A 14,599-nucleotide genomic window follows, 5' to 3' on the forward strand; every position below is an offset into this window, starting at 1 on the left:
GACCCGGCAAATGCCGCGCGCTGTACCGATTTGGAGCGGCAATAATAAAGCGATTTGAGCCCGCGCTCCCACGCTGTCCAGTGCAGCATGTGAAGGTCCCATTTGGCGATGTCGCCCGGAAGGAACAGGTTCAGGGACTGCGACTGGCAGATATAAGGCGTGCGGTCGGCCGCCAGTTCGATGATCCAGCGCTGGTCGATTTCGAACGCCGTCTTGAACACAGATTTCTCGTGTTCGTCCAGGCATTCGAGATGCTGGATGGAGCCTTCATGCTCGAGAATTGAGGTCCAGACCTCGTCCGTGTCCATATCCTTGCTGGCCAGAAGACGCTGGAGCTGTTGGTTCTTCACGGTGAAGGAACCTGACAGCGTCTTGTGGGTGTAGACGTTTGCCGGGATTGGCTCAATGCCAGCCGACGTTCCACCACAGATGATCGAGATCGATGCTGTTGGGGCCACGGCCATCTTGTGGCTGAAACGGGCCATCATGCCGACGTCACGGGCATCCTCACAAGGCCCCCGTTCTTTGGCGAGCTTGACAGAAGCCGCATCGGCACCCTGCCGGATGTGCTTGAACATCTTCTCGTTCCAGACTTTCGCCATGGCGCTTTCCAGCGGCACATTCATTGTCTGCAGGAAGGAGTGGAAACCCATCAGGCCGAGACCGACCGAACGCTCACGCTTCGCGGAGTAGACAGCGCGGGCCATTTCCGGCGGCGCGCGCTCGATGAAGTCTTCAAGCACATTGTCGAGGAAGCGGAAGATGTCTTCGATGAAGGTCTCATCCTTGGACCATTCGAGATACTTCTCGGCATTGACCGAAGACAGGCAGCACACAGCGGTGCGGTCCTGGCCTGCATGGTCGACACCGGTTGGCAAGGTAATTTCGGAGCAGAGATTGGACTGTGTGACCTTCAGGCCAAGCTTGCGCTGGTGAGCAGGCATGGCGTTGTTCACGGTGTCGGTGAACAACAGGTATGGCTCACCAGTCTGCATGCGCAGCTCAAGAATTTTCTGCCACAATTTACGAGCATTGATCGTCCGGATAACTTCCTTCGACTTCGGACTGATCAGGCCGTAATCCTCGTCATTTTTCACCGCTTCCATGAAGTCGTCGGTGATGTTGATACCGTGATGCAGATTCAGGGATTTCCGGTTGAAGTCGCCGGACGCCTTGCGGATTTCGAGAAACTCTTCGATTTCCGGGTGGTGGACATCAATGTAACACGCGGCCGAGCCACGGCGCAGCGAACCTTGGCTGATCGCCAGCGTCAACGAATCCATGACACGAATGAACGGGATGATTCCGGAGGTCTGACCGTTCTGACCAACCTTCTCGCCAATCGAGCGGACATTGCCCCAATAGGTTCCGATGCCGCCGCCATTTGATGCGAGCCAGACATTCTCGGTCCAGGTCTCAACGATATCGTCTAGCGAGTCGCCAACCTGGTTCAGGAAGCAGGAAATGGGGAGGCCGCGTGCCGCGCCACCGTTCGAAAGAACAGGCGTCGCAGGCATGAACCAGAGCTTGGACATATAATCGTACAGGCGCTGAGCGTGCTCGGTGTCGTCGGCGAAGGCCAGCGAAACGCGGGCGAACATGTCCTGATAGGACTCACCGGGCAGCAAATAGCGATCCTGGAGCGTCTTCTTGCCGAATTCGGTCAGAAGGGAATCACGCGACGGATCCATCACAATCGGGCTGCCTTCAACAACGCGCAGCAGGCCTTCCACTCCAGCCTTGGGCTTACCCTTGCGGAGCGCAGATTTAGACACAGTTTTTGCCTCGGTTGCAGACATAAGAGCAGCCCTTCAGAATCGATAGATACATATAGGTCCGGAAGCCCCTGAAAGCCAGATATTGCTCTCAACCCCGTTCCTGACACAAGATATAGTGTCTGAAGGTTAATATCGGGTCAACGGGCCTTGTCTCTAAAACGTCAAATTTGCCGTGGAATTCTGGTTAATCAATGATTAACACACCCATCGATGGCCCGCCAGTATTGGCCTTTCAGAGACTGCACAAATCTGCATCACAAATCTCTTTTCAGATTGGTCCGATTTTACCTCTTGGAAGATCAATCGACAGGGATTCAGTTAACGCAGAGTGACGATTCCTCAACCGATTGGTCCGACCTGTTGAGACAATCACTAACGTCCACCGTGCATTATGGTCTCATTGGTCCAATTCTGACCTGCAAGAGGATACTATGCTGAACTGGCTAAAGAATCAGACCCTGGAGAACTGGGCCAACGCGCCCATCGTGAATGACGGCGAAACGGTCATCGACGCCCCCGCCGCCGAGATCTTTGAACGACTGGACCTTGCCTCCCCAAGCAATGCCCTGCGCCAGCGCGGCTTTACCTTCGGTGCCGGCAACCCTGCCTACGACATTTTCGAGGCCAGCGACCCAGACCAGCCCGATGTCACGCTCGTCTTCGAAGTCACCGAATCCCGCCCGCGCAAACGCTATTGCTATCGCACGACTGCGCGGTCGACGGACAAGCACTGTGCGGTGACCGAATCATCTTGCGAGTTCACAATCGTCCCGCAAAAGGATGGTCGGCATCTGTTGCACCTTCAGGAGACCAGCACACTGACCCCGGGGCTCGACCGCAATCAATACATTCTGGAGCGCGCGAAGCTGAACTTCTCTGTGTTCCGGACATTGGCGCGCCTGAGGCTGCACCTCGAGCTGGGCACAGACCTGCGCAACATCAATTGATTGAATTTCATGGGTAAGGCGGAGACAGACGAGCGACCCGGGCGAAAAAACTCGTTGGGGCTGCTTCGTTCCCGACCTGACCCGATTGGCGAGCGACCCGTCCGCCGCCTGCCTCCTGCCGGTTATATGCGCCGAGCGGCCGCTCGGTGCAAGGGCCAGCGTCCACCCCGAAACACTTAACCCCTCCTCCAATACCGTGTTAGCCTTTCGGCACAGGGTTCTTGGAGGGATACTCAATGAAACTTCACCAAATTTGCGCCGCTGCAGGCCTGACGGCGGCTTTGGCCGTCACTTCGGCAATTGCTCAGGAAGAAACGGCTGAAGACAGCAAGCGCTTCACCGCAGAGCGCGTCTTCGACATCGAGTATGCGACCAACCCGCAGATCTCGCCAGACGGCAAGACCATTATCTATGTCCGCCACAGCATGGACCGGATGACCGACCGCGACACGGGTCATCTATGGATTATTGATATTGAGAGTGGTGCCCAGCGTCCCCTGCTCGGTGTGGGCGGCAGTGCAGGCGCGCCAAGCTGGTCGCCCGATGGCTCCCGCGTCCTCTACACGAGCACAGCGAGCGGAAAGCCCGAGTTGAAACTCGTCTATATGGACACCGGCTTGTCCTATTCGCTTGCACAGTTCACGGAGAGCCCATCAGGCGCCACTTGGTCTCCCGATGGCCGCAACATCGCCTTCTCCATGTTCGTACCAGGCGACAAGCCGGGCTTCGCGACGCCGCCGAAACAGCCCGAGGGCGCGAAATGGGCTGATCCGGTAAAGGTGATTGACGATCTGACCTTCCGGTTTGACGGTGCCGGCTATCTTGAAGATGGCGCGGACCAAGTCTTCGTACTGCCTGCAGAGGGCGGAACACCGCGGCAAGTCACGACAGGCGAAGCCGACATGGGCGGGCAAGCCTGGCTCGACAATGATACGCTGCTCGTCACGGGCAATCTCGCCGACGACCGCGACATGGACCCCATTGAGAGCGAGATATATTCGGTCGAACTGTCCAACCTCCAGATCACGCCCCTCACCTCACGCGACGGGCCGGACTTCGCCGCCACGCCCGCACCGGACGGACGCTCAATTGCCTTTCTCGGCTACGATGACGAGCTGAAATCCTACCAGCAGAACCACCTTTATGTGATGGGCCCGGATGGCTCGGGCGTTCGTGAGCTCCTGTCAGGCTTTCCCGGATCGCCTGGCCAGATCGAATGGGCACCGGATGGCAAAAGCCTCTTCATGCTGTTTGAGGACCATGGCGTCCTTACGCTGAACGAGCTGGATCTTCAGGGTCGCCTTACCCAGGTGGTCACGGGGATCGGCGGCACATCCATCGGCCGCCCCTATGCAGGTGGCAGTTTTTCGGTGGCAAAATCGGGTCGGCGCGAACAGATTGCTTATACAGCAGGATTTACAGATCGGCCCGCTGAAGTCGCCACGATCCGGTCGGATGGAAAGAATGGACGCATCCTGACGGAATTGAATTCCGATGTGCTGCCTTATCTCGACATGGCACCCATTGAAGAACTGAAAGTTGCGTCCAGCCATGACGGCCTCGAGATCGAGGCCTGGGTTGCCCTGCCCCCGAATTTCACGGCGGATGGCAGCTTCCCGCTTATCCTCGAAATCCATGGCGGACCGTTCTCCATGTACGGCCCCTTCTTCGCCAGCGAGATTCAGCGCTATGCTGCCGAGGGATATGTCACCGTCTATGTGAACCCACGCGGGTCGACCGGATACGGAGAAGAATTCGCCCAGGCCATCGACCAAGCCTATCCGGGTTATGACTATGATGACCTCATGAGCGTGGTCGACGAACTCGTCGCACGTAAATATGCGGATCCTGATCGTCTGTTTGTAACCGGTGGTTCTGGAGGCGGCATCCTGACGGCGTGGATCGTCACCAAGACGGACCGGTTTGCTGCGGCTGCCTCCATCAAACCGGTGATCAACTGGATGACGATGGCGCTTGCCGGCGACATCGCACAATTTGTCCGGCGTCACTGGATACGTGAAGATCCGTGGTCCAATCCGGACGCCTTCCTGAAGCTTTCTCCAATCTCGTATGTCGATCAAGTCGTCACGCCGACTCTGGTCATGGTTGGCGAAGAAGACTGGCGAACCCCGACCTGGGAAGCAGAGCAGTTCTACACCGCCCTCAAGATGAATGACGTAGACACCGCGCTCATCCGCGTGCCCGGGTCCTCGCACTATATTGCAGGTCGACCGAGCCGCCTGATTGCAAAAACCGACAATATCATGGGGTGGTTCGCCAAATATGATCCGGCCAAAATCGATGAGGATTCGGAGGGAAAATAGTCCCGAACCGGAATACCGTTCACGTTAAATCGTGAACGGTATTCTGGTGCTATAACCCCTTCAAATTGAGAGAAATTTGCGACTTCCCGCCCCGACCGACCGTGCGGGAAGTCCGATGGCACCCCTTTTGCATTGCCTCGCGTGTCTAACGGGACGAAAGCAGGTCAGGGGGCTTGGACATGCTGCACAGTATCAATTTGCTCAGGACATTGTCCTGCTACGCTATTGCGATCTTCCATATACGGGCGTTCGTGCATTCTCATTCGGACACTGTGCACCTGACCTTTTCTGCAGCGCCTGGATTTCACCTGTTCCTTGCGATCAGTGGCTTTATTCTGGTCTACATCACGCGCCCCGATGACACGCCCCTGAACTTTATGATGAAGCGCACCGTGCGAATTGTGCCCCTCTACTGGGCGGCAACAACATTGACCCTGCTCCTCGCCTTGGCGCGCCCGTGGCTCTTCCACGAGGCTGATACGTCCCTGTCCTCTATCGTGAGCAGCTATCTGTTCCTTCCACACTATGATCTTGGTGGCGATATCCAGCCGATCCTGTTCGTGGGCTGGACGCTTGGCTATATCATGCTGTTCTACTTGCTTTTCTCACTGTCGCTATTCGTGCCGGAGCGCGTGCAAGTTCCCGCTGCCATCCTCATGACCATTGGCGTGATTGCGGGAGCGCAGCTATTGCCCGCAGGTCCCTATCGCGAATTCTACGGAAACCCGATCCTCCTGGAATTCGCCATGGGCTGCATCATGGGGCTCGCTTTGCGACAGAAGGCCGTTCAGGAATTTGTGAAGCGCACGTCGATGTGGCCCATTGGCCTGATCGGCATCGCGGGCTTTGCCATCGCCATGAACACCACTTTGCCATCTTGGGGACGGATGGGTGTCTATGCTGTCTCCAGCGCGCTCGTCGTGTTTGCCTGCGCCGGACAAGATCTGTTCCGCAAACCGCTGAATAATGACTTCCTGTCGATGGGCGGCAAGATCAGCTATGGAATCTTCCTGATCCACCCCTTGCTGATGACAGCATTCGGGGTCACGCTGTTCCGCCTCACCAGCAATGACTGGGTCGCAACCATTCTCTTGTTCGCAACCGTGCTGCCGCTCACTTCGTTTCTTGCCTATCTCAGCTTCCGCTATTTCGAGACGCCGACAAATACATGGCTGCGCAAGGCGTTCCACCTGTCAAAGCTTCCGCCAAAATCGGTGCAGGGCAAGGCGGCGACCATGCGGCCGACTGTCGTATAGGATTGGCTCCTACTCGCTTGTCGCGGTCTCATCCCGACGACGAGTCTTGGCAACGCCGGTAATGATACCGAAGCCAATCAGCACGATGGCACCAGTGCCGATCCAGACCGGCGGCGCACCAAGCAGAAAGGCTGCATAGGCAAGCCCTGATACGAGGACCAGGAAACCGATCAGGTAAATTCCGAAAGACGACATTGCGCGCTCCAGTGCTTCTAAAACATCTGAAGACACAACGTGGCCATTGCAGACCGGTTCCCGGCCCGCATCAGCAATCTGACTTAGTCGCCCTTCTTGGCCGCGCGCTTGCGCTCATGCGGGTCAAGATAGACCTTGCGCAGCCGGATGTTCTCCGGTGTGACCTCAACCAGTTCGTCATCGGCGATATAAGCCAGCGACTTTTCCAGCGTCATCTGCAGTGGCGGCGTCAAACGCACAGCCTCATCAGTACCGGACGCGCGGACGTTGGACAGCTTCTTGCCCTTCAGCACGTTCACTTCGAGATCATTGTCGCGATTGTGCTCGCCAACAATCATCCCGCCATACACCTTGTTGCCCGGATGGATCATCATCGGACCTCGATCTTCCAGGTTCCAAAGCGCGAAGGCGACTGCTTCACCCTGCTCCATGGCGATCAGAACGCCCGTATGGCGCCCCTGGATCTTGCCCTTGTGCGGGGCGTATTCGTGGAAGACGCGGTTCATGATCGCGGTGCCGCGCGTGTCGGACAGCAACTCACCCTGATAACCGATCAGGCCGCGTGTCGGCGCATGGAAAATCATGCGCGTACGACCGACACCCGACGGGCGCATGTCCAGCATGTCGGCCTTGCGCTCGGACAGTTTCTGCACGACCACGCCGGAATGCTCGTCATCCACATCGATGACGACTTCCTCGATTGGCTCAAGCTTCTCGCCGTTCGGGCCTTCCTGCATCACGACTTGCGGACGTGAGACGCCCAGTTCAAAGCCTTCGCGGCGCATCGTTTCGATCAAGACGGCCAGTTGGAGCTCGCCGCGCCCGGAGACGGTGAACGCCTCGGCGTCGGTCGCACGCTCGACCTTGAGGGCGACATTGCCTTCGGCCTCTTTCAGCAGGCGGTCCCAGATCATCCGGCTGGTGACTTTCGTACCTTCGGTACCGGCCAGCGGAGAATCATTGACGCGGAATGTCATGGAGATGGTTGGCGGATCGATCGGTTGCGCTTCGATCGGCTCGCTGACGGAAGGATCACAGAATGTGTCGGCTACGTTTGCCTTCGTCGTACCCGCAAGGGACACAATATCGCCAGCCTGGGCTTCGTCGACCGGCACGCGGTCCAGGCCGCGGAACGCCAGCACTTTGGAGACGCGGGTCTGCTCGACCAGTTCGCCGTCACGGTTCAGCACCTTGATGGACTGGTTCGGTTTGATCGTGCCGGACGAGACGCGGCCCGTCAGGATGCGGCCGAGAAACGGATCGGAAGAAATCGTTGTGGCGAGGAAGCGGAACGGTCCCTCTTCCACTTTTGGTACGGGCACATGATCAACAACCATCTGGAACAGGGAATCCATGTTTTCGGTCTGGTTCTCATATTCGGTATTCATCCAGCCCTGCTTGGCCGAGCCGTAGAGGATCGGAAAGTCGAGCTGGTCGTCTGAGGCGTCGAGATTGGCAAAGAGGTCAAACACTTCGTTGATCACTTCATCGGGCCGACGCTCAGGCTTGTCGATCTTGTTCACGGCCACAATCGGGCGAAGGCCGACTTTCAGGGCCTTGGAAACGACGAATTTGGTCTGTGGCATTGGGCCCTCAGCCGCATCGACCAGCACGATGGCGCCATCCACCATCTGAAGGATACGCTCCACTTCACCACCGAAATCGGCGTGTCCGGGCGTATCGACGATGTTGATGCGATAGTCTTTCCATTCCACCGACGTCGTCTTGGCGAGAATGGTAATGCCCCGCTCTTTCTCCAGATCGTTGGAATCCATCATCCGTTCGGCGGTCTTTTCGTTCTCGCGGAACGTGCCGGATTGTTTCAGCAATTCATCGACGAGCGTGGTCTTGCCGTGGTCAACGTGGGCAATGATCGCGATGTTGCGCATTTTCTCGATAGGCGTGGACATGGAGGGTATGCTTTCGGGAGGGAGGCTGATTTGCCGCGCACATACACGTGCCCGCCGCGATTGGCTATGCTTTGTTGTCAGGCAGGCCCCTGCCGCGGCGAACCTCATTTACAAACCCGCCTTCAGGCGGCAAGTCAGCCGGGCAAAGTGAGGATCGCCACATGACCAATTCCAATGACATGCCGCTTGCTGCCAAGCCGATTGATCGTGCCGCGCATCACCGCAAGGACGATGCCTGGCTGGATGCAGCTTTTGCGCGCGACGATGTGCTGGTCCTGATGCTGCGCAATGGCGATCCATTCGCTGCGACAGATGGCGGCCTTGTCTGGATGGGGCCGGAAATCGAGAAAGTCTCGCCGGGTTCTCCCCGCATTTTCCTCGGTCAGGATACGAGCGGCGCACCCGTCTTCGCGGTCAATCTGCCGCCCAAATTTGATCTTGAAACCTCTCTCATCGCAGGCGTCGGCGAGTTCATTGAGTTTCGCGCGGCGGCCGGGCGCATGAGCGCGCTGGAGGCCAATTGCACCTCGACCGCACGCAGCATCTTCCTTTGGCACGCCTCGCATGGCTTCTGCGCAAAGTGCGGCGCAGGTACCGCGATTGTCGAAGCGGGCTGGAAACGCGAATGCCCCGCGTGCGGCACCGAGCATTTTCCGCGCACGGACCCCGTGGCCATCATGCTCGCGGTCAAGGGCGACAAATGCCTTGTTGGCCGACAAGCAAATTGGCCTGCCGGATTTGTCTCCTCCCTCGCAGGCTTCTGCGAGCCAGGCGAAACAATCGAGCAAGCCGCCGCACGCGAACTGGAAGAGGAAGCCGGCATTGTCTGCGACCCCGCCAGCGCCGAATACATCGCTTGTCAGCCCTGGCCCTTCCCGTCTTCGCTGATGGTCGGCCTGATCCTGGAAGCTCAGACAGACGAAATCACGGTCGACACCGACGAGTTGGAATCGGCTGAGTGGCTTACGCGCGACGATGTCAAACGCATGCTGGCTGGCACGCACGACCGCTTCTTCTGCCCCCCGCCCATGGCCATCGCGCACCATCTGTTGAAAGTGTGGGCCGAACGGGGCTGATCGGGCGGTCTGACCTCAGACTATCCCTTTGCGGAGTTACGCAAAAATGGAGTTGATTTTGCTCGAATCATTCTAGGCTGAATGTTGCCATTTACAGGAGACCCGACATGGCAACAGCAACTCTGAAAAAGCCGGCCAAGAAGGCCGCCACCAAAAAGCCCGCGGCCAAGAAAACCGTGGCAAAAACGGCCTCAAAGCCAGCCAAGAAAGTAGCGGCGAAACCCGCTGCGAAAAAAGCTGCGGCAAAGCCGGCAGCCAAGAAGGCTGCCGCTCCGAAAGCGGCCGCATCGGCGAAGAAGCCTGCAGCAAAGGCCACCAAGCCCGCTGCAAAGAAACCTGCTGCAAAGAAGCCGGCCGCAAAGAAGAAGTAAGCTTGCGGACATGCTTGTCGGAAACGGGCGGGCCTCCCGCCCGTTTTTTTGTGCCGATATTGGGGGCCGGACCGAAAACCCCCACGCCCATAGGACGCGGGGGACTCTGACAGGTCAGTGGCAAACGGCATCGAGTGCCCTCTGGCCCGTTCAGACCGGACTGATCTTCGCGGATGGGGTACCCGCTTGATCCTCTGCCAATCATACCCGCCCATTGTGGCGATTCTTTTTGCCCGCCGTTTACGCGGGGAATTTTTCGACTTGTGCAGCACCGGAACGCCTGGCCGGACGAAACAGTTGATTCAACACGCTTTTGCAGGACGCACCGGAGAAAGATGCACTCCAATTTTCTGAAAACGCCCTTTAACCAATTGGGCCGCTTGCCCTAGTCATTAATGCTGGCCCAGGCTGTATCCGCGCGATCGATGAATGCTGGAACGTCCGAATCCCACTTCTTCTGGATGCTCTTGTTGTAATTGAGATAGAGCTTTCCATCGACGATCTTCCAGTATCTCGCATCGCCCTTTGCATGCTTGCCGTCCGCCATCGCCCAAGCGCAATAGCCGCCATATTGAGGCGCATATTTTTCCGGGGCTTCTATGAAGGCGTCACGATTGACCGCAGAAGCGAATTTGAACTTTGCGCCCATATAGTCAGCCGTGAACGCATCATCGCCCTTCACCGGCGCTCCCGATGTGAAATAGGCGACAGGGTCATACCCCTGCAAGGCCGTGTCAGAGAACACGCCCGTATAGATTGGTGGCTCCGCATGCGCGATCGGTGCGACCGCCACAATGGGCAGTCCAGCAAGCCCAGCGGCAAAAATCATCGAACGTAGCTTCATTTCGAAAACTCCGGTTGGGTTCAGGATTGGACTGACGCCAGTTTAGCAGGTGCAGAGGTACGGTCCACCACAGTGCGCGTATGTCCAGGCAGGATGGCACGGCCTACTCCGGTGAGAATGGAAAGGAGCGTACTCCGATGAAACAAGAGATACGCAATCGACGCTAGCCAAACCGCAACCGCCATCGCGAAAAGACCGCCTCCATCATTGTTCGGATCAATGCCCAGCGGCGTGAACAGATGGAAACTTACCGCTCCGGTCATGACAGCGGTCGCGATCAATGCGCCCAGTGTCTGCAACCGGCGCAGGGCTGGAACAAGGCCTATGAGCAATAGTGTTGAGGCTACCAACTCAGCTGATCCGATGACGTACTGGCTGAACAGGCCGGTCTGATCGAACAATCCCCCCGCCCCGAAGCCGGCAGCCCACGCATCAAGCTTTCCGAAAATCACCTGCGTTTCGGGCGCATCGGTAAACTTGAACCGCAAACTGTCCAAAAAGACTGCGGCGGCGATCAGCGCATAGGCTACTGGGGCATATTTCTTGACGTGTGACAGCATGTTTTACGTCCTCCCTTGCGCAGGCTTGTCTCACGAAATTCGCTCGCCCTCAAAACAAGGACGTGTGAGCCCCACCCACTTTTGTGTGAGCCGAAAGGCTAAATTTCGTGAATTGCTGTTTCGCACTCGCGAAACGCGTTTATCGTCCCTAAATTAGCGTTCGACATGCAGGGAGGGGTCAGATGGACCGTATCGACGCAATGCGCCTGTTCGTTCGCGTGGCTGAAGCGGGCAACTTCTCCAAGGCCGCCGCGGCGCTCGGAGTGGGCCAGCCCACCGTGTCCCGCCGCATTCAGGATCTCGAAGCCCAACTAGACGTTACGCTCTTCCAGCGGACAACACGTGCGCTCAGCCTTACCGAAGCTGGCGAACGTTTCTACCGACGCGCAGTCGACCTGATCGCGGATTATGAATCTGCGGAGGCTGAAGCGCGCGGCCTGCAACATGAGCCGGTCGGCCTGCTACGCATATCGTGCTCGAATTCCTTCGCCCGGAGGATCATTGTCCCGGCCATTCCACCCTTCCTGGAGAAATATCCACGCATTCGGTTCGATGTGATTTCGGATGACGCGCTGACCGACCTTGTCGAGGAAGCCATCGACCTGGCATTCCGCTTTGGCCATCTCAGCGATTCCCGGCTGATGACTCGGAAGCTCGCAGATTCTCCACGTACGCTCTGGGCAGCGCCCGAATACCTTGCGCGCAAGGGCACGCCGCAAACCCCGACAGACCTGGAACACCATGATGCCGTCCTGTTCAGGAAAGGGCTCTACTCTGACTGGACTCTGACACGCGGCGACGAGAAGATAACTGTGAGGGTGGACGGCCCATTCGCAGCGTCTGGTGGCGATAATCTCGTCCAGGCCGGACTTGCCGGACTCGGTATCCTCATGGCGCCGAACTGGCTGGTTTCAGGCTGCGTATCAGATGGTCAACTGGTCCGCATCCTTCCCGACTGGGAAATGGAGAGCCTGCCCGTGAATTGCGTCTGGACCGCCGGCCGCCTACGCGGAAAGACAAAGCTCTTTGCCGACCATGTGACCGAAGCTCTGAAAGAGGCGATGTCTCACTGCTAGTCCGGCGCGTGTTCAGTGCTTGGGAACACGCCGAGAATTTTCAGGGATTGCGAGAAAAAGCCCAGCTCTTCCAAGGCCAGCTGAACGTGTCGTTCATCCGGGTGACCGTCAATTTCGGCATAGAAGAGCGTCGCAGTGAACGACCCGCCGACCATATAGCTTTCCAGCTTGGTCATGTTGATGCCATTGGTCGCAAATCCGCCCATCACCTTGTAGAGCGCGGCAGGAATGTTGCGCACCTCGAACATGAACGCCGTTTTGGCGGGGCCATCCTTGGCTTCAACGTCTGAATGGTCCTTCGACATGATGATGAACCGCGTCGTATTGTGGGCGGCGTCTTCGATGTCTTCAGCGAGGATTTCCAGACCGTAGACCTCCGCAGCCAATCGCGGCGCAATTGCCGCCACGGATGGATCGCCGAGTTCGGCCACTTCGCGTGCCGCGCCTGCCGTGTCCGCCGCTGTGACCGAATCAATGCCGTGCGCACGCAGGAAATTGCGGCATTGTCCGAGGCCCATGATATGAGAGCGCGCTTTTTTTATATCTGCCAGGCGCGTGCCCGCCAGCGCCATCAACTGAAACCGAATCGGCAGATAATACTCAGCAACGATCTGAAGCTCGGTGTTCGGCAACAGATAGTGAATGTCCCCCACCCGGCCGGCGATCGTGTTTTCCACGGGAATCATGGCCAAATCGGCATCTCCCCGCTCCACAGCCGCGAAACAGTCCTCAAACGTGCGGCACGGCATCGGCTCAAGGGCGGGATACGCTTCATTGCAGGCGATATGAGAGTTTGCGCCAGGTTCACCCTGATACGCGATTTTGCCGGTCATGGGTTTGATGTCCCCTTTTTCGTGGAATCATGTGCGTCGGATCGCCGCGACGAAAGGGGGAAGCCCTATAACGCACAGCCTTTATATTGTCTGCACTCCGTTAGCGTGCCAAAAGGCGCGCGCCAAGACGTATGACCAGACAGATTCGAAGGAATGCCTCCATGGGAGAACTCGGTCTCAACAAGATTTTCGGTGCGCTGCTCGCTACAGCCCTCGGAGTCTTCGCCCTGCAGACACTATCCGGCATCGTGTTCAGCGGTGGAAGCGAAGGCGCCCATCATGGCGACGAGCACGCTGAAGCGGCCTCCATGACGGAACAGATGTGCGAGAAATTCGCCTACTGCGTCGAAGTTGCTGACGCAGGTGGCACCGGCGGCGAAGCCGAAGAAGTCTTCGACCTCGGCCTTTTGCTGGCCAGCGCAGATATCGCTCGTGGCGAGCGCACTTTCAAAGGCAAGTGCGCCACGTGCCACACGATTGATCAGGGCGGCGCGAACGGCACCGGCCCGAACCTCTACAACGTGGTCGGCGCCGACAAGGCTGCCCATGCCGGATTTGCCTATTCTGCCGTGCTTGAGGGCATGGACGGTGATTGGAACTACGCAAACCTGAATGACTGGCTCTACAACCCGTCTTCCTACGCACGCGGCACGACCATGTCCTTTGCTGGACTGCGCCGCGATGATGATCGTGTAAACGTGATCGCCTATCTCGCAGCAAATACCACCAACCCACCGGCCTTCCCGGAACCACTCGCTGCTTCTGCTGAAGAAGGCGCCGAGGGCGAAGAGGGTGCGGAAGCTGCCGAAGGCGACGCCGTCGAAGCAACCCTTCCAGCCGATGGCGTGGACGACATGGAAAACCCGACCCTGGCCACCGGCGAAGTCAAAACCATCGATTCAGTTGATGCGACCGGCCGGGATGATGGTGGCACCGGTGAGACCGTAACCGTTCCGGCAGAAGCCGTCGAAGCAGTTGAAGACGCTGCAGGCGAAGCTGAAGAGGCCGTGACCGAAGCCACGGACGATAACTAGGCGCTTACACTTAGCCAGTCGGGGGTGCGCCCCCGTTTCGACGAAATATCTATGCGCCGGGCCCCTATGGGCTCGGCGTAATAGTTTGCGATCCTTGTAATGGCAGACTCCAGCGGTTCGACCGCCACAGCCATGTGCCACGCATTCGCATGCAGCAAATGGTCGGCATCGGTCATGATGCCGACATGCCCTTTCCAGAAGACGAGATCGCCTCGGCGCAAAGCGTTCGGCGCGCGCCAGTCCGGAATGTCATCTCCGGTCCAGGCAAACTGCATGTCACTGTCGCGCGGCAGTATCACACCCACCGCCTCGAAGGCCTGCTGGGTCAGCCCGGTGCAATCGAGCCCGAGGCTCTCCCGTCCGCCCCACAGATATGGCGTGCCGAGAAAACGCTC

14 protein-coding genes and 1 other RNA gene are annotated in these 14,599 nt (G+C 58.0%); 7 read left to right on the forward strand and 8 right to left on the reverse strand.

Features of this window, described 5'->3' with window-relative positions:
• Positions 1–1,799: ribonucleoside-diphosphate reductase subunit alpha (locus B4F73_RS09400; protein WP_290483096.1), on the reverse strand; the 1,799-nt coding region annotated here is incomplete at its 3' end.
• A gap of 410 nt (positions 1,800–2,209) precedes the next feature.
• On the opposite strand from B4F73_RS09400, the gene B4F73_RS09405 reads away from it, so the two are divergent.
• Positions 2,210–2,725 (forward strand): hypothetical protein, encoded by a 516-nt coding sequence (locus B4F73_RS09405; RefSeq protein ID WP_206992339.1) that lies wholly within the window; start codon positions 2,210–2,212, stop codon positions 2,723–2,725.
• 16 nt (positions 2,726–2,741) lie between these two features.
• Here the strand turns inward: B4F73_RS09405 and ffs are convergent.
• Positions 2,742–2,842: signal recognition particle sRNA small type (ffs, locus tag B4F73_RS09410), an RNA gene on the reverse strand.
• A 119-nt stretch (positions 2,843–2,961) separates the two neighbouring features.
• Between ffs and B4F73_RS09415 the strand changes: the two genes are divergently transcribed.
• Together B4F73_RS09415 and B4F73_RS09420 are read left to right on the forward strand one after the other, a co-directional pair.
• Positions 2,962–5,049: an alpha/beta hydrolase family protein gene (locus tag B4F73_RS09415; RefSeq protein ID WP_290478700.1), complete on the forward strand. Its 2,088-nt coding sequence runs from the start codon at positions 2,962–2,964 to the stop codon at positions 5,047–5,049.
• A 179-nt stretch (positions 5,050–5,228) separates the two neighbouring features.
• Positions 5,229–6,305 (forward strand): acyltransferase family protein, encoded by a 1,077-nt coding sequence (locus B4F73_RS09420; protein ID WP_206992337.1) that lies wholly within the window; start codon positions 5,229–5,231, stop codon positions 6,303–6,305.
• Positions 6,306–6,314: 9 nt separating this feature from the next.
• On the opposite strand, the gene B4F73_RS09425 is transcribed toward B4F73_RS09420, so the two are convergent.
• Together B4F73_RS09425 and typA are read right to left on the reverse strand one after the other, a co-directional pair.
• Complete coding sequence (locus tag B4F73_RS09425; protein WP_206992336.1) at positions 6,315–6,500, reverse strand: hypothetical protein; 186 nt, start codon at positions 6,498–6,500, stop codon at positions 6,315–6,317.
• An 83-nt stretch (positions 6,501–6,583) separates the two neighbouring features.
• Positions 6,584–8,410: a translational GTPase TypA gene (gene typA, locus B4F73_RS09430; RefSeq protein ID WP_034816009.1), complete on the reverse strand. Its 1,827-nt coding sequence runs from the start codon at positions 8,408–8,410 to the stop codon at positions 6,584–6,586.
• A gap of 161 nt (positions 8,411–8,571) precedes the next feature.
• Between typA and nudC the strand changes: the two genes are divergently transcribed.
• Entirely contained in the window at positions 8,572–9,486 is a 915-nt protein-coding gene (gene nudC / locus B4F73_RS09435; protein WP_290478697.1) for an NAD(+) diphosphatase, read from the forward strand.
• A gap of 107 nt (positions 9,487–9,593) precedes the next feature.
• Complete coding sequence (locus tag B4F73_RS09440; RefSeq protein WP_290478696.1) at positions 9,594–9,857, forward strand: hypothetical protein; 264 nt, start codon at positions 9,594–9,596, stop codon at positions 9,855–9,857.
• Between the two features lie 385 nt (positions 9,858–10,242).
• On the opposite strand, the gene B4F73_RS09445 is transcribed toward B4F73_RS09440, so the two are convergent.
• Positions 10,243–10,701 (reverse strand): YHS domain-containing (seleno)protein, encoded by a 459-nt coding sequence (locus tag B4F73_RS09445; protein ID WP_290483097.1) that lies wholly within the window; start codon positions 10,699–10,701, stop codon positions 10,243–10,245.
• A 20-nt stretch (positions 10,702–10,721) separates the two neighbouring features.
• Positions 10,722–11,261: a hypothetical protein gene (locus tag B4F73_RS09450; protein ID WP_290483098.1), complete on the reverse strand. Its 540-nt coding sequence runs from the start codon at positions 11,259–11,261 to the stop codon at positions 10,722–10,724.
• A gap of 182 nt (positions 11,262–11,443) precedes the next feature.
• Between B4F73_RS09450 and B4F73_RS09455 the strand changes: the two genes are divergently transcribed.
• Complete coding sequence (locus tag B4F73_RS09455) at positions 11,444–12,337, forward strand: LysR family transcriptional regulator (protein WP_206992332.1); 894 nt, start codon at positions 11,444–11,446, stop codon at positions 12,335–12,337.
• Here B4F73_RS09455 and B4F73_RS09460 read toward each other — a convergent pair.
• Entirely contained in the window at positions 12,334–13,170 is an 837-nt protein-coding gene (locus tag B4F73_RS09460; RefSeq protein WP_290483099.1) for a prephenate dehydratase, read from the reverse strand. The two genes, B4F73_RS09455 and B4F73_RS09460, sit on opposite strands and share 4 nt — an antisense overlap.
• Positions 13,171–13,331: 161 nt before the next feature.
• On the opposite strand from B4F73_RS09460, the gene B4F73_RS09465 reads away from it, so the two are divergent.
• Complete coding sequence (locus B4F73_RS09465) at positions 13,332–14,204, forward strand: c-type cytochrome (RefSeq protein WP_206992330.1); 873 nt, start codon at positions 13,332–13,334, stop codon at positions 14,202–14,204.
• On the opposite strand, the gene B4F73_RS09470 is transcribed toward B4F73_RS09465, so the two are convergent.
• The coding region (locus B4F73_RS09470; RefSeq protein ID WP_290481337.1) for a C40 family peptidase at positions 14,201–14,599 on the reverse strand (399 nt) is incomplete at its 5' end. The genes B4F73_RS09465 and B4F73_RS09470 overlap by 4 nt on opposite strands.

Origin of the sequence: Hyphomonas sp. UBA3601, assembly GCF_002375605.1 — a bacterium.
Lineage (GTDB): Bacteria > Pseudomonadota > Alphaproteobacteria > Caulobacterales > Hyphomonadaceae > Hyphomonas.

What these genes read in the sequence shown, in the direction of transcription:
- B4F73_RS09405 (WP_206992339.1), top strand. Translation starts at nt 2,210, where the DNA reads ATGCTGAACTGGCTAAAGAATCAGACCCTGGAGAACTGGGCCAACGCG.
- B4F73_RS09415 (WP_290478700.1), top strand. Translation starts at nt 2,962, where the DNA reads ATGAAACTTCACCAAATTTGCGCCGCTGCAGGCCTGACGGCGGCTTTG.
- B4F73_RS09420 (WP_206992337.1), top strand. Translation starts at nt 5,229, where the DNA reads ATGCTGCACAGTATCAATTTGCTCAGGACATTGTCCTGCTACGCTATT.
- B4F73_RS09425 (WP_206992336.1), bottom strand. Translation starts at nt 6,500, where the DNA reads ATGTCGTCTTTCGGAATTTACCTGATCGGTTTCCTGGTCCTCGTATCA.
- typA (WP_034816009.1), bottom strand. Translation starts at nt 8,410, where the DNA reads ATGTCCACGCCTATCGAGAAAATGCGCAACATCGCGATCATTGCCCAC.
- nudC (WP_290478697.1), top strand. Translation starts at nt 8,572, where the DNA reads ATGACCAATTCCAATGACATGCCGCTTGCTGCCAAGCCGATTGATCGT.
- B4F73_RS09440 (WP_290478696.1), top strand. Translation starts at nt 9,594, where the DNA reads ATGGCAACAGCAACTCTGAAAAAGCCGGCCAAGAAGGCCGCCACCAAA.
- B4F73_RS09445 (WP_290483097.1), bottom strand. Translation starts at nt 10,701, where the DNA reads ATGAAGCTACGTTCGATGATTTTTGCCGCTGGGCTTGCTGGACTGCCC.
- B4F73_RS09450 (WP_290483098.1), bottom strand. Translation starts at nt 11,261, where the DNA reads ATGCTGTCACACGTCAAGAAATATGCCCCAGTAGCCTATGCGCTGATC.
- B4F73_RS09455 (WP_206992332.1), top strand. Translation starts at nt 11,444, where the DNA reads ATGGACCGTATCGACGCAATGCGCCTGTTCGTTCGCGTGGCTGAAGCG.
- B4F73_RS09460 (WP_290483099.1), bottom strand. Translation starts at nt 13,170, where the DNA reads ATGACCGGCAAAATCGCGTATCAGGGTGAACCTGGCGCAAACTCTCAT.
- B4F73_RS09465 (WP_206992330.1), top strand. Translation starts at nt 13,332, where the DNA reads ATGGGAGAACTCGGTCTCAACAAGATTTTCGGTGCGCTGCTCGCTACA.